The 14,952-nt window shown below is 37.5% G+C and carries 11 protein-coding genes; 7 read left to right on the forward strand and 4 right to left on the reverse strand.

All coding sequences use genetic code 11. From position 1 onward, the window contains the following. Positions 1-448 precede the first annotated feature (448 nt). Genes IPH11_09610 through IPH11_09625 form a run of 4 tightly spaced genes read left to right on the forward strand, consistent with a single transcriptional unit; the run spans position 449 to position 6,787 of the window. On the forward strand, positions 449-3,367 hold the full coding sequence (locus tag IPH11_09610) for a histidine kinase (protein ID MBK6913898.1): 2,919 nt from the start codon (positions 449-451) through the stop codon (positions 3,365-3,367). Next, positions 3,360-3,569, forward strand: a complete 210-nt coding sequence (locus IPH11_09615; GenBank protein MBK6913899.1) for a hypothetical protein — start codon at positions 3,360-3,362, stop codon at positions 3,567-3,569. Before IPH11_09610 ends, IPH11_09615 begins: the two co-directional genes overlap by 8 nt. A gap of 1 nt (position 3,570) precedes the next feature. Further along, the gene (locus IPH11_09620; protein ID MBK6913900.1) at positions 3,571-4,818 is read left to right on the forward strand and encodes a Glu/Leu/Phe/Val dehydrogenase; all 1,248 of its coding nucleotides are present in this window, start codon (positions 3,571-3,573) and stop codon (positions 4,816-4,818) included. Between the two features lie 13 nt (positions 4,819-4,831). Further along, positions 4,832-6,787, forward strand: coding sequence for a cation:proton antiporter (locus IPH11_09625; GenBank protein ID MBK6913901.1), 1,956 nt, complete (start codon positions 4,832-4,834; stop codon positions 6,785-6,787). 18 nt (positions 6,788-6,805) lie between these two features. On the opposite strand, the gene IPH11_09630 is transcribed toward IPH11_09625, so the two are convergent. After that, complete coding sequence (locus IPH11_09630) at positions 6,806-7,450, reverse strand: HAD-IA family hydrolase (GenBank protein MBK6913902.1); 645 nt, start codon at positions 7,448-7,450, stop codon at positions 6,806-6,808. A gap of 248 nt (positions 7,451-7,698) precedes the next feature. Here IPH11_09630 and IPH11_09635 point away from each other — a divergent pair, with 248 nt between their 5' ends. From IPH11_09635 to IPH11_09645, 3 genes are all read left to right on the forward strand, one after another. After that, complete coding sequence (locus IPH11_09635; GenBank protein MBK6913903.1) at positions 7,699-8,121, forward strand: hypothetical protein; 423 nt, start codon at positions 7,699-7,701, stop codon at positions 8,119-8,121. 110 nt (positions 8,122-8,231) lie between these two features. Further along, a complete protein-coding gene (gene ypdA / locus IPH11_09640; GenBank protein MBK6913904.1) occupies positions 8,232-9,191 on the forward strand; it encodes a YpdA family putative bacillithiol disulfide reductase in 960 nt (319 codons plus the stop codon). Between the two features lie 99 nt (positions 9,192-9,290). Continuing rightward, positions 9,291-10,340, forward strand: coding sequence for a class I fructose-bisphosphate aldolase (locus IPH11_09645; GenBank protein MBK6913905.1), 1,050 nt, complete (start codon positions 9,291-9,293; stop codon positions 10,338-10,340). Positions 10,341-10,615: 275 nt separating this feature from the next. On the opposite strand, the gene IPH11_09650 is transcribed toward IPH11_09645, so the two are convergent. The 3 genes from IPH11_09650 to IPH11_09660 all read right to left on the reverse strand — a co-directional run bounded on the left by IPH11_09650 (position 10,616) and on the right by IPH11_09660 (position 14,756). Beyond that, complete coding sequence (locus IPH11_09650; GenBank protein ID MBK6913906.1) at positions 10,616-13,504, reverse strand: S8 family serine peptidase; 2,889 nt, start codon at positions 13,502-13,504, stop codon at positions 10,616-10,618. A 126-nt stretch (positions 13,505-13,630) separates the two neighbouring features. Beyond that, positions 13,631-14,047: a hypothetical protein gene (locus tag IPH11_09655; protein MBK6913907.1), complete on the reverse strand. Its 417-nt coding sequence runs from the start codon at positions 14,045-14,047 to the stop codon at positions 13,631-13,633. 43 nt (positions 14,048-14,090) lie between these two features. Beyond that, positions 14,091-14,756 carry an outer membrane beta-barrel protein gene (locus tag IPH11_09660; protein MBK6913908.1) on the reverse strand — a complete coding sequence of 222 codons (666 nt, stop codon included), beginning with the start codon at positions 14,754-14,756 and terminating at the stop codon, positions 14,091-14,093. Positions 14,757-14,952 lie beyond the last annotated feature (196 nt).

Consider the following 14,952-nt stretch of genomic DNA (forward strand, 5'->3'; position numbering starts at 1 on the left):
ATATCAGATATTTTTGCGACTTGCAATAATGAAATTGATGCAACATCAGATTTGTACAAAAAAATTGCAAATAATAAGTTTAATTAACGGCGGGAAATTTTATACATACTTCTTCTAATTTCAATCACCACTTCTAAAAGTTACAGCCACACGTTCAAAAACAATTCAGCAATAAGACAATTCAGCAACTAATTGTCCCTCGGGTTAAAAACCCTTTTTGAATTAACCCGGTTTTAAATATTTGCTGAGTTCCTTTTTTTTAATAAAAAATTTTTGATAATTAAGCATAGTGATTTTTCATTTACTTTGTAAAATCTCTGTTCTGTTAAGTTAAACTTAAATTGAAAAGAATTTTATGGAAGAACAGGCACTCGATCCTAAAATAAGTTTTGATGATTTTTTTGTTGAGCATGGTTACGGCAACCGCTTCCAGGGTTTCCAGAATCTTATGCGTCTCAGGATTCGTGATATACTTCTCGTTTCAAGTTTGTATGATCTGTATTTGTTTGAAGAAGACGGTAGGCTCTATGAGCTTATCCGTAATGAATACCAGGGACTGAGCCTCAGCCACTCCCCCGAACTTACACGTGTATCCAGCGGTAATGATGCAATTGCTCTTGCGAAAGAAGAGCACAGATTTGATCTTATTATCACCACCCTTCATATCGAAGATATGCACGCACTGAGTTTTGCCAAGAAGGTAAAAAAATCAGGGCTTAATATTCCCGTTGTGCTTCTTGCCCATGATAATAAAGAATTGAAATATCTGCTGCTTAATCCCGAGGTGGAAGTATTCGATAAAATTTTTATCTGGCAGGGTGATTTCAGGATCATCATTGCAATGATAAAATTTTTTGAAGACAGAATGAATGTTGAGCATGATACAAAAATTGTCGGTGTGCAGGTGATAATTTTTATTGAAGATAACGTGAGGTACTATTCATCTTATCTTCCTATTATTTATACGGAGATACTTAATCAATCGCAAAGACTCATTTCGGAGGGAATAAATCTTACTCACAAATTTTTGCGAATGCGCGCCCGTCCGAAAATTCTCTTAACCTCTAATTATGAAGAAGCGTGGACTATATTCGAAAATTATAAAGAACTTGTGCTTGGTGTAATTTCTGATATTGATTTTCCCCGAAATGGGAAGCAGGATCCCAAAGCAGGGATTGAATTTGCGCACAATGTTAAAACAGAGCATCCAGACATTCCTATTTTACTCTCTTCCAATAATCCTGATAATGCAAGTGATGCACAAAAAGTTGGTGCTTCTTTCATCTTAAAAGAATCCCCCACCCTTCTGAATGAGTTGAGAATGTTCATGAATAATCACTTCAGTTTTGGTGATTTTATATTTCGAACACTTGAGGGGGTTGAAGTTGGCAGAGCAAATGATCTTAAAAGTCTTGAAGATCAGTTAAAAGTTGTACCAAAGGAAAGTATTTTATTTCATGGAGCGCGCAATCATTTTTCAAACTGGCTGAAAGCACGCACCGAATTCTGGTTAGCATATCAACTGCGTCCGCGGAAAGTTTCAGACTACCCGAATGATGAAGCATTAAGGCAGGATTTAATTCGTTCACTTCATACTTACCGCCAGTTGAGGCAGCGGGGAATAATAACTGATTTCAAAAAAGAAATATTTGATCCCGAATCAAGTTTTTCAAGGATCGGTCAGGGTTCGCTTGGCGGTAAAGCGCGCGGACTTGGATTTGTGAACACATTGATTAACAATTATAATGTGCGCGATCAATTTAAAGATCTTATCGTTTCAGTTCCGCCTGCTGTTGTTATAGCTACAAACGTTTTTGATCAGTTCCTTGATGAAAATTATCTAAGAGAATTTGCTCTTAACTGTACCAATGATGAAGAAATAACGCACCGGTTTCTTGAAGCAGAAAAATTCCCTGAAGATATTATTGCGGAGCTGATGGCATTTCTTGATTTAGTTCATTCGCCTCTCGCTGTAAGGTCATCAAGCTTGCTGGAAGATTCGCAATATCATCCGTTCGCAGGAGTTTATGAGACTTACATGATTCCGAATAATCATTCAAACCCCTTGGTAAGATTGAACGATCTGCTGATGACAGTAAAAAGAGTTTATGCTTCAACATTTTATCGAAGTGCAAAAGATTACATAAAAGTAACTTCCTATCGTCTTGAAGAAGAAAAGATGGCGGTGATCATTCAAAAAACAGTTGGTAGAACTTTCGATAACCGATTCTATCCTGATTTTTCAGGGGTGGCAAAGTCATATAATTTTTACCCGCTGGCTCCCCAAAAATCCACAGATGGGATTGTCTCAGCCGCACTGGGATTGGGAAAAGTAGTAGTGGAGGGGGGGAATACAGTTCGTTTTTGCCCTAAATATCCTGCAGACTTAATTCAGTTTCATTCAATAAAAGAATCATTCAATAACAGCCAAAGAAAATTCTATGCCCTGCGATTAGATCAAACAGCTAACTTCGGCGATGTGACCCACGATATGCTTGTAGAAGAATATGAACTTGAAACCGCTGAAAAGGATGGTACACTAAATCACGTTGGTTCAACTTATCTTGTTGATAATGACGCTATTTACGATGGCTTATCAAGGTCAGGTCCGCGGCTCATTACATTTGGACCAATTTTAAGGAACAATCTTTTCCCCCTTCCTCAAATTATAGAATTACTTCTTGATATGGGAACTTGGGGAATGGGTACGCCTGTGGAAATTGAGTTCGCTGTTAATATGAATCCGCCCGGAAAGAAAAAAAAGGAATTCGGAATACTTCAAATGCGTCCGCTTGTTATTCAACATGAAGTTGAACAACTCGAGATTAACGATTTGCAGAAAGAAAAAATTATTTGTTACAGCAATCAGGTTTTAGGTAATGGCTTGTTAAATGACATTTATGATATAGTTTTTGTTGACTATCATTTATTTGATAGAAGTAAAAGCCGGGAAGTTGCTGCGGAGGTGAGTGCATTCAACAGCAAACTAATAACGGAAACTCGTCCGTACATCCTGATAGGGGTCGGCAGATGGGGGTCAAACGATCCGTGGCTTGGAATACCTGTCGGCTGGGAACAAATTGCAGGTGCACGTGCCATAGTTGAAAGCAGTTTTAAGGAAATGTCGGTTGAACCTTCGCAAGGTTCTCATTTCTTTCAGAACATCACTTCTTTCATGATTGGCTATTTTACAGTGAACACAAGCTATGAAAATGCTTTTATAGATTGGGACTGGCTGCTAAGTCAGAAAATTTTTGAAGCAAAAACTTTTACTCGCCACTTAAGGTTTAAGAATCCGATTACTGTTAAAATGAATGGTCAAAATAATAGAGGAATAATTTTAAAACCGGAGGAAAAAATTGATTGATAATAAATCAGAGAGTTCAAAGGTATTCGATTCCTGCCCGCATTGCGGACACAAACTTACTCCGTGGCAGCAGGTGCTTTTAAGTGTAGATCGCGCACTTGTATGCAAGAATTGCTGGTATCGAATCATACTTGATGTACGTGAAGATATCGAAAATCAAAACAAACCAGATATTGAAAAAAAGAAAGAGCAAGGGAGTTAAAATGCAATCTTATAATTCTTTTAAAGTCGCGCAGCAGCAAATGCTTGAGGCAGCGAAGCTTCTCAATCTTGATAAAGCAACGATAGAACTATTGAGTGTGCCGCAAAGGGAATATGCGTTTACTTTGCATGTTCAAATGGATAACGGTAAGAAAAAAATCTTTCAGGCTTACCGGATACAATATAACTTTGCACGCGGACCTGCTAAGGGGGGTATTCGTTTTCATCCGGAGGAAACTGTGGATACAATTCGAGCTCTTGCCTGCTGGATGACATGGAAAACTGCGGTTGTGGATCTCCCGCTTGGGGGAGGAAAAGGAGGGGTTTGCTGTGATCCAAAGTCAATGTCTGAAAGAGAATTAGAAAATCTCTCTCGTGAATATATCAGAGCAGTTGCACCTTTAATAGGTGTAGATAGGGATATTCCTGCTCCCGATGTTTATACAAATCCACAAACAATGTCCTGGATGATGGACGAATACGAAACGATAATCAACAGTCATCAACCCGGTGCATTCACAGATAAACCCCAACAGGTTGGTGGAACAGAAGGCAGAAGAGATGCTACTGCGCGCGGTGGTGTTATCTCTGTTCGCGAAGCTTGCAGAGTTCTCGGCTTCGATCCAACGAAAAGTTATGCAATACAAGGTTTTGGTAATGCCGGTCAAAGAGCAGCGCTTCTTCATCAGGAAATGCTTGGGGGAGGTAAATTGGTTGCTGTCAGCGATTCGCGCGGTGCAATTTATAACAGCAAGGGATTTGACCCGAAAGATCTCGTTACCTTTAAATTAAAAAACGGGTCTATAGCAGATTACCCGGGAGGCAAAGAAATTCCTCACAGTGCTCTTCTTGAACTTGATGTTGAGGTACTATATCCAGCCGCATTAGAGAATGCAATCACTGCAAGGAATGCCCGGAGTATTAAAGCAAAAATAGTTTGTGAGCTTGCAAACGGACCCACAACTCCCGAGGCTGATATTATTTTGCATAAAAATAAAGTACACGTAATCCCCGACATACTTGCCAGCGCAGGAGGGGTTACTGTTTCATACTTTGAGATGGTTCAGGATAGCTATTCATATTTCTGGGAAGAATCTCAAATACATAAACGGCTCGACAAAGTTCTTACAAAAGCTTATCATACCGTACAGGAAGCAATTAAAGAAAAGAAAGTTCATCCGAGATTAGCGGCAATGGTGGTGGGTGTTGCAAGAGTAGCGCAAGCCTGCAAGCTGCGTGGATGGGTGTAATAATTAAGCGGATATGCATGAATTTAGAATTATCAGGGATATTGTTGTAATTCTGCTTGTATCTCTTCCTATAATATTTCTTTTTAAAAAAATTAATCTTCCAAGCATAGTAGGGTTTTTGATTGCCGGAATGATTATCGGTCCATTTGGTTTTAATCTTATCAGATCAATTGATGAGGTGGAAGTAATGGCAGAGATCGGTGTGATGATTCTTATGTTTACTATTGGGTTAGAAGTATCATTTTCGCAATTAGTAAAGATCAAAAAGTTTTTAATCGTTGCCGGCGGACTTCAATTTATGTTAACTGTTTTAATCGGTACCCTGATATTTTACTTTCTCAACATTGAAGTCAGACGGGCAATTTTTTATGGATTACTTTTAAGTCTTTCGAGTACGGCAATTGTATTGAAGATATTTTCAGATCGAAATGAATTCGAAACAATTCAAGGTAAAATATCTCTCGGTATATTGATTTTTCAAGATCTTGCCGTTGTGCCTGTGTTTTTATTGATTCCCTTACTTGGTTCACAACAAGGATTAACAGGGGGAGAGATAATTCTTAAATTATTTGCTGCTTTTAGTTCAATTGCGATAATACTTTTTTTGGCAAAATTACTGATGCCGAAAATTGTACATCAAATTGCAAGGCTCAGACTTCGTGAAGCTTTTACGGTGGGGATAATTTTACTGCTGCTTGGAACGGCTTATTTAACATATTCATTGGGGCTATCATTTGCAATGGGTGCTTTTGTTGCAGGATTGATACTTGCCGAATCAGATTACAATCATCAAATACTTTCTGAAATTATTCCTTTCAAAGACGCGTTCAATAGTATTTTTTTCGTTTCGATCGGCTTGCTGCTTAATATTTCATTTGTGGTTTCTAATCCACTTCTGATATCGTCTTTTGCGCTTGGAATTATTTTGATAAAGTCAACAATTATTATTTCAATTGTATTATTCATCAAATATCCATTAAGGATAGCTGTTCTTACAGGATTAGCACTGGCTCAGGTTGGCGAGTTTTCTTTCGTACTTGCACAAACAGGAAATAACTATAATCTGTTAAGCACTGATGCTTATAATATTTTTTTAGCATCAACAATTTTTACGATGATACTCACGCCGTTCATCATTAAGGCATCACCCCGCCTTTCTATATATTCTAAAAATTATGATCTTAATAGTGATAACATTCTTCATCAGGATAAACTTTCAGCACACGTGATTATTGCCGGGTTTGGATTAAATGGAAGCAATCTTGCCCGCGTATTAAAAGAGACCGGAATTCCATACATTGTTGCAGAATTAAATCCAGACACAGTAAAAAGAGAAAAAGCAAAGGGTGAAAAAATATTATATGGTGACATCAGTAAAGAAGAAATCCTTCGGGCGGTTTCAATTGAAAAAGCAAATATCATCGTGTTCGCAATTTCTGATCCGTCAATAACTAAAAGCAGTTTAAGCCTTGCAAAAAAAATTAATCCAAAGGTTTATGCACTTGTTCGCACAAGATATATTAATGAGGTTGACGAGTTGAAAAAGCTGGGAGCTGATGAAGTAATACCGGAAGAGTTTGAAACTGCACTTCAAATATTTAGAAAAGTTCTTGAAAAATATCACATACCTTTAAATGTAATAATGCAGCAAACTACAATGCTTCGGCAGGAATCTTACAGCTTGCTAAGAAAGGAGGGGATGGATATTGGTTCGTTTGTGCATCTTGATGAAATTCTTGCACAAGGATTAACTGAATCGTTTTATGTTAACACCGAGAGTAAAATTATTGGGAAGAGTATTTCTGAAATAAACCTTCGTGCCGAAACAGACGCAACAATAATTGCAATAGTAAGAGGCGGTAAAACTATTTCTAATCCATCGGGCAAAGAAATATTGAAAGCCGCAGATACTTTAGTTATTTATGGAACTCATCAGTCTGTTGACAAAGCAATTGAAAAACTAAGTTAGAAATTCAACCGGGTGTGTTTAGGAAACTAACAGGATAATTTCTTCAATCGAATTTATAAGAAAATCAGGCTCTTCTTTCAATAATAACTCTTCGGTTCTGTAACCATAATTTACTGCGCAGGTTTGTGTCCCGGCAGCTTTCCCGCATCTGATATCAAGCTCCGTGTCACCCGCCATTATTGTTGCGGATGGAAAAACATTTAACTCCTTGCAGATTATTTGAAGAGGCTCAGCAGAAGGTTTATGAGCAATGCCATCACGTCTTCCCATCACTAAGGAAAAATATTTACGTAATTCAAAGTGATCAATAATTTTATCCGTTTGATCCTGGGCTTTTGTAGTCAGCAGAGATATTTTAATATTTTTAGTGTAAAGTAATTGGAGAGTTTCAATCACAGCCGGATAAATTTTCGACGAATCTATAAAATCAAAATAAATCTTTTTATACAGGCTAATAAACTCTTCAAAATCATTTACCGGAATATTCAGCTTTTCAAATATTTCATTAAAGTGAAGTCCAATGGTTAAACGAAAATCAGCTTCATTGATTAGTGCTTTTATCCCCAGCCTTTTTAACGTTTCATTAGTGGCAAAGTAAATATTATAGAAAGAGTTTATTAAAGTCCCGTCAAGGTCAAAACATAAATGTGTTATTTTGTTCATAATTATTAAAAATTGTAGGTTATTATTACAAAGTTAACAGGTAAAAAATTCCCAAAAGAATTTTTCCTGTTCCTGCTCTTGTCTGAATTTTGATACATCTGCTTAGAAATAGTGTATTTACTGACCGACTTTAAGATTTTTTTGTTTTGTTTTATAAAAAAAATCAATAATTTTCAGTGGTTCCTGAATGGCATAATTTTTAGTTAGATAATTCCAAAAAATTTACAACCAAATTATAAGGAGCACTAATGAAAAAAGCGTATTTCTTGTTCTCAGCACTTCTGTTTGTTTTGATTCTTGGAGTTAATTCCAATGTATTTGCGCAGTCCGAACCCGTTCTTTACTTCTGTGAAAGATACGACAGCCAGGATGGCGAAATCGGTGTAAGTGATAGGTTCACAACCGGGTATCTTACTGTAATGGTAAAATGTGATCATGCTTTAAGGCTTGATGATGTATCAATCCAGTTTGATAAATATAATTCAAGAACCCGTGAATTTGAATACTACAAAAAATTCAGCTTTACGGTCGAAAAAGATATGAGCTACATATTCTTTGCAAAGAATGATGAAAGTGATTTGAAGTTCGAAGAATCCGGTTTCTATCGGGTGTTTTTACTTGACGACAGAGACAAAACAGTTACAAGTGCTTTGATCGAAATCATTGATTAAACAAAATTATTTTTCAAATGCCGGATCAGTTCCGGCATTTTTTATTTTAAAGTGATTAAAGATCAAAACATCATTTCTTAACTTACCAATTAAAAAAACACAAACTTTTTATGCATGATGTTTTAATTGTTGGAGCAGGTCCAATCGGGTTAGCCTGCGGAATAGAAGCTGCAAAGAGAAACATGTCCTATCTTATTTTAGAAAAAGGCTGTCTGGTTAATTCTCTTTTTCATTATCCAACCAACATGACCTTTTTTTCAACTTCGGATCGCCTGGAAATAGGTGATGTGCCTTTTGTTTCGCACGGTGATAAACCAACTCGCAGAGAATCACTTGAATATTACCGCAGAGTCAAAGAAGCATGGAAACTCAATGTAAATTCATTCGAAAAAGTTCTTTCAATTAAAAAAAATTCTAGCGGGTTTGAAATTCTATCAGAAAAGAATAGCTGCTTGGCAAAAAAAATAATTATTGCCACAGGATTTTACGATCACCCGAATAAACTTAATGTTACCGGTGAAGATCTGCCGAAAGTAAAACATTATTTTGATGAAGCACATCCTTATGCCTATTTGAAAATTGCAGTGATTGGCGGGGGTAATTCTTCGGTTGATGCCGCACTTGAAACATTTAGAAGAGGCTCTGAAGTAACAATGATAGTCAGAGAAGAGAAGCTGAAGGATAGTGTAAAATATTGGGTGCGTCCCGATATTGATAATCGAATCAACGAAGGTTCTATAAAAGCTTTTTTCAATTCTGAAATAACCAGCATTAGAGAAAATGAAATTGATGTTCAAACTCCAGATGGGAAAGTTACTATTGAAAATGACTTCGTACTTGCGATGACCGGTTATCATCCGGATTTTGATTTCTTAAAAAGTATCGGGATTGAAATAAATCAAAGTCCGGAAATGAGTCCTGTTTTTAATCCGGAAACTTTCGAGACAAATGTTGAAGGAATATTTTTAGCAGGTGTTGTTTGCGGCGGAATGGAAACGGGGAAATGGTTTATCGAAAATTCTCGTTATCATCCCCCAAAAATTTTTGATAAAATTCAAAAAGATTTATGAGTTTTTTATTCGCCAGTTAATTGAATTCAACCTGATTTAACCTTAATTTTACTTCAGTTAAAAACAAAAAAACATTTCAAACAATTGATGGAGAAATAAATGATAAATAAAATTAAAGAATTACTCGGTTCTGATGCCGAATCACTTCTTTCTTACAAAGCAAAATTTCCCAAGGAACAACTACATTTACCGGGACCTGATTTTGTGGATAGAATCTTTGCACAAAGCGACCGCAACAACCGCGTGCTTGGCAATCTTCAATGGATTATCAATCACGGAAGACTTGCTGGAACAGGTTATCTTTCAATTCTTCCTGTTGATCAGGGAATTGAGCATTCCGCCGGCGCTTCGTTCGCACCAAATCCTGCTTACTTCGATCCTGAAAATATTGTTAAACTTGCTATCGAAGGAGGGTGTAATGCAGTTGCCTCTACGCTTGGTGTGCTCGGAATGACCGCAAGAAAATATTCACACAAAATTCCTTTCATCGTTAAAATTAATCATAACGAACTGCTCACTTTTCCAAATAAGTTTGATCAAATCATGTTTGCAAGCGTTGACCAGGCTTATGATATAGGTGCCGCGGCAGTTGGCGCAACAATTTATTTCGGCTCAGAGGAAAGCGCACGTCAGATAGTTGAAGTAAGTGAAGCTTTTCATTATGCTCACGAACTCGGACTTGCAACTGTTTTGTGGTGCTACCTAAGAAATAGTGAATTCAAGAAAGATAAAGATTATCATGTTTCGGCTGACTTAACCGGACAGGCAAATCATCTTGGCGTTACTATCGAAGCAGATATAATCAAGCAAAAACTTCCGGAGAATAACGGCGGTTATAACGCTCTCAAAAATTTTGGAAAGACAAGTAAAAAGGTTTATTCTGATTTAACTACTGATCATCAGATTGATCTAACGCGTTACCAGGTAATTAATAATTATATGGGAAGGGCGGGGTTGATTAATAGCGGCGGCGCAAGCGGCGAAAATGATTTTGCCGAAGCAGTAAAAACTGCAGTGATAAATAAACGTGCAGGCGGAATGGGTTTAATCGTTGGTCGTAAAGGTTTCCAGCGCCCTATGGCTGACGGTGTGAAATTATTGAATCTTATACAGGATGTTTATTTAACAAAAGAGGTAACTGTAGCTTAGTCAGTCCGTGTGACTTAAAATAAATTTATTTTTAATAAATACAAGCAGCCGTCTGCGAGAGTGGACGGCTTTTGTTTTAAATTGTTTTTTGATAGATTAAAAAATATCTGACAAAAAAAGAGGCTGTCTCAAAAGTAATTTTTACTGTCACACTGAGTGGTGGCATTGCCACCATCGAAGTGTGAATTCACTATGGCATTGCCATCAGTCTTCGACAAGCTCAGACTGACAAAATGAGACTTTTGAGACAACCTCTATTGATAGACATAAGAAAATTATTTAATCAAAATCAGTTTCTTCGTTTCAATAAAACTCCCCGCCCCGCTTACGGGGTAAACCTTCAAAGTGTAAAAATAAACTCCTGATGATAATTGTGAAGCGTTAAACTCAACTTCATAAATACCTGCTTGTCTAAATTCATCAACTAATACAGCCACCTCATTTCCAAGCAGGTCATATATTTTTAAAGTTTGATGACTGCCAACCGGGGACTGCCAACTTATTTTTGTGGTTGGGTTAAATGGATTTGGATAATTCTGCTCGAGAGAAAATTCCTTCGGCAGATTATTTTCTTCTTCAACACTTGTCGGAACAAAATTGAGTATTTCAATATATTTATCTCTTGCATGCTGAACGGCGCTTGCAATAATATTTTTGCTTACTCCTGCAGCAATCACAAAAGCAGCATCAACTGTGTCGCCGGCAGCTATCGTAATTGCGCCTTGAGAAATCACATGCGAAACATCTCCCGTGCCGGCAAAGTCTTTTCCAATTCCGCTTGAGATAGTCTGCCATTTTTCTGAATCAGTAAAGCCATCATAAATAGAAAATCCTGTATCGGTGCCGTCATTTAGAATTGCCCAAAAATTATAATTGGCAGATGAGAGCAGTGCTGTGCCGATGTACGTATTTGGAACCCCATCCTCGCGGAAAACGTAACCATAATTATCGCTGTAATCATATTGGGTGATGTCACCGTTTGCATCAGCAAAATCCCAGTCAAAAAATAATCCTGCATATAAATTTGAAATAGCAGAGGCGGTGGTATTGATAAGCGAATATCTTAAAATAATATAATTGTTGTCCGGCACTTCGGCAAAAGAATAAGAATGAAACATAACTCTGATTCCTAACTTTGAAGTTCCTGCACCGTTATCGTTGTAAACTGTTGTTCCTTCCTGATCGGCAAATTCGCCGGGAGTGAAAAGTGTAACCACTTCTTCAGTAGTGAAGTCTGTATTTTGCGAGTTCCCGGTTGAACCTCGTGCAACGTCAGAAATTTTTGTTGATGATGTGCCGAGAATTAATGCTCCCTCGAACAAAGCATTGTCTCCCTGAAGATAAGAAAATCCATCGCCTTGCATGTTATCCGGGTAATCGTTAAAAGCAAGAGTGCCTTTGCTTGTAATAGTTAGTGCAATATCGTTCCCAAATTGTGTAGCATAAGTTGGGTTGCCGAGAGTTTCAGTCCACTGATAATCGGAGTAAGAGCCGTCTGTGTAATTCAGCAATAATTTAATGACTGTGTTTTGTGGAAGATCGGCTGCAAGCTGAATTTTATACTTGGATGAAAAATTATTAAACTCCTGTAACGTTCCAACTGAACCGGCAAAGAAATTACCGCTTGTAATTGTAGCATAAGAATTTGATGAAGTCAGTTGAATTGAAAGATTTGAAGTAGAGTTTAGGTAATTGACAAACGTAACGCCGAGATTTAAAATTTCACCAGCTTCAAAATATCCATCACCATCCCCGCCGGGCGCATTATCATCAAACTGAAAATCAATTCCTCTTACTGAAATTGAATTTGTTGTTGATAAACTTTTGAAAGCATTAATCCTTCCTTTGCCAATCAGCTTTTGATAGCTTGGATTTATTCCATCAATGTTGTCGCTATTTACTCTTACCTGTTCACCAATTTGCAGAGCAGTATAATTTGGAAATTGAGAAGCGACGAGCGCCGCAAGCCCTGCTGTTAATGGTGTTGCCATCGAGGTTCCGCTTAAAGTTGCATAAGTATCATTCTGCCATGTCGAATAAATTATATTGCCAGGCGCAGATACATCCACCGTAGTTCCATAAGTCGAAAATGAAGATTTCGTATCATCAGAATTTGTAGAGGCAACAGATAAAACAAAATTGTAGCCTGAAGGATAATTATTATTCTGCGCCCCGCTGTTGCCTGCCGCAGCAACTACGAGTGAGCCTTGTGCTGTGACATAGTTTATCGTCTCCTGTCCAAAGATAGAATAAGCACCCCCGCCCCAACTGCAATTTATAATTTTCGCTCCATTATCGGATGCGTAAACAATTCCTTCATAACCGAAGGCAATTAATGCCTGCCCGGTTGCACTTCGAATGTTATCCTGTGAAGTTTTTACAGGCATGATTTTACATTTATAGCCAATGCTTGCAACCCCGAGGCTGTTGTTTGTAACGGCAGAAGCGATTCCCGAAACATGAGTTCCGTGGTCAGGACGATCTTCCATCGGGTTATTGTCAGGTGTTCCACTTAAGCCGCCGAAATCCCAGCCGCGAATGTCATCTATAAAACCATTTCCATCATCATCAACACCATTGCCGGAAACCTCGTCTTTATTTTTCCAGATATTTGCGGAAAGATCAGGATGATCCCAATCCGTCCCGGTATCAACAATTCCAATCACTATGTTCGTATCGCCTTTGTTTATATCCCACGCAAGCGATGCTTGTATTTTTGATAAATTCCATTGAGAGGAATAGGATGGGTCATTGGGAGTGAACTCGAGCTCGTAGAGAAATTTTGGCTCAGCCCATTCAATTTCATTTGATTTAGATAATATTGAAGCAACTGTAAATGGATCATCATCAGAATCATATTTAACAAGAACGATTTTTCCCAAATCAGTTTTAGAGCTGTTTATTTTGTCGGGAAAGACAGCTTCGGAACTATTCAATTTGAATTTACTTAGATAATTTTTTACTGAAAATGGAAGCACAACAAAATTGCCCGAATATACAGATGGGGTTTCTTTCAATTTTACGATTAGCATATTCGATAAATATTTTATTTCGCCTTTCTCTAAAACTCTAATATCGCCGGCTGATGGACTGAATGCTGTAAGAAGAGAGAGGACAAAGAGCACACCTAAAACATTTCTGAAAAAAGGAAAAAAGTTTAACATAAATTGCCTCATAAAAAACGTATTGAAAAATCTGAAGTAATATTAAAAAATAGAAATGTATAAACAAGCGAAAAGGGTTTGCGCTCTCGGCACGCAAACCCTTTTCTATTATTTGGAGGAGGAAGATTATTGAACGGTATAGCTTTCGGTGCGTGTAAACGCTGTACCACCGGTAACTAAAGTCCCGACAAATGTGAAAGTCCACTGTTGACCGGCAGTAACACCTGTATATTCGGTCGGCCAATAATACAAAGTGTCCTTGCTAAAGACAAAATCAGGTAAAGGATTCGAAACGGTATCAGCAAATTGTGCCGAGGTTACTGCAGCAATACCAGAATTAAGTTTAACATCAACACTCGGTTTAAAGAGAAACGCCATTGCATTCTGCTGCTGATCAAATTCCTGTTGAATTGAAAATGTGACAGTAGCGTTATTCCCACCTCCTGGAACTATCGGATTGCTGCTGCTGCTGTCGTCTTTACTGCAACTCGAATAAACGATAACAACCAGGAGAGAAGCGAAAATCAATAATATTTTTTTCATAATAATCTTTCAAAAATTCCACTAAAGTTTTTCTGCTTCAACATTATAACAGAGCAAACTTAACAGCAGTTGTGAATTGAATTGTTAATATTTTTGCTTTAATGTCAGATTGAACATTCGTTAAGCCATACTCAAATCCAAGTTGTGGCGTTAAAAATATAGAACCAAGTTTAATATCATACCCTGTTCCAAATTTTAATGCAAATCTTACGAGCATATTTTGAAGTGATCCGGTTGCTTTCGTTGAACCATCATTAAAAGTAACCTGGTTATTTTGGGAGGTAATCCTTATGTCATAAGAACCCTGGACATTAAAACCAACCGCCGGACCAAACAAAAAGTAGAAACTACTGCTCGGCACAGTCACTTTAAAGAGTGGCTCAACCATAAAATAGGCAATGCTTTGGTCATTATCGACAGTGTACGAAATTCCCTGTACACTACCTTCTGTTGATGTTCCGCCGCTTCGGTTGTCATAGAATTGCATATTTGTTTGAAGGCCAATGACCGGAGTAAATGACATATCAACAACAGCACCGATTATCATTCCAATCCCACTTGGTGTTTCCTGGAGGTCTGAACCAGTACCTATGTTATAATTCAACCCTACCTGTGGTCCGAGTCTTAAATGAAATTGGGCATTAGTTGTGGTGGCGAAGAAAGTAACCAAGAAAAGAGAAACGAATAGAACTGTAATCATTTTTTTCATAGAGCACTCCTTTGAGATGGTTGTATATTTATAGAAACAGTTAAGCACTAAGTAAATTTATTTTTCCTGTCCTTAAAATTGAAAAAAAAAGTTAATGATTCAAGTTTTTATTTAACTTTTTGAAATAATTCTACAGACTCTTCCGAAACCAAAAGAAATGCTGATAAGCAAATGATTTATATTTCTTTCGGTTTTT

The organism is Ignavibacteriales bacterium (genome assembly GCA_016709155.1).
In the GTDB taxonomy this organism is placed as follows: domain Bacteria; phylum Bacteroidota; class Ignavibacteria; order Ignavibacteriales; family Ignavibacteriaceae; genus JADJEI01.

Coding starts and splice junctions, on each gene's coding strand:
- IPH11_09610 (MBK6913898.1), top strand. CDS start 449: ATGCGTCTCAGGATTCGTGATATACTTCTCGTTTCAAGTTTGTATGAT.
- IPH11_09620 (MBK6913900.1), top strand. CDS start 3,571: ATGCAATCTTATAATTCTTTTAAAGTCGCGCAGCAGCAAATGCTTGAG.
- IPH11_09625 (MBK6913901.1), top strand. CDS start 4,832: ATGCATGAATTTAGAATTATCAGGGATATTGTTGTAATTCTGCTTGTA.
- IPH11_09630 (MBK6913902.1), bottom strand. CDS start 7,450: ATGAACAAAATAACACATTTATGTTTTGACCTTGACGGGACTTTAATA.
- IPH11_09635 (MBK6913903.1), top strand. CDS start 7,699: ATGAAAAAAGCGTATTTCTTGTTCTCAGCACTTCTGTTTGTTTTGATT.
- ypdA (MBK6913904.1), top strand. CDS start 8,232: ATGCATGATGTTTTAATTGTTGGAGCAGGTCCAATCGGGTTAGCCTGC.
- IPH11_09645 (MBK6913905.1), top strand. CDS start 9,291: ATGATAAATAAAATTAAAGAATTACTCGGTTCTGATGCCGAATCACTT.
- IPH11_09650 (MBK6913906.1), bottom strand. CDS start 13,504: ATGTTAAACTTTTTTCCTTTTTTCAGAAATGTTTTAGGTGTGCTCTTT.
- IPH11_09655 (MBK6913907.1), bottom strand. CDS start 14,047: ATGAAAAAAATATTATTGATTTTCGCTTCTCTCCTGGTTGTTATCGTT.
- IPH11_09660 (MBK6913908.1), bottom strand. CDS start 14,756: ATGAAAAAAATGATTACAGTTCTATTCGTTTCTCTTTTCTTGGTTACT.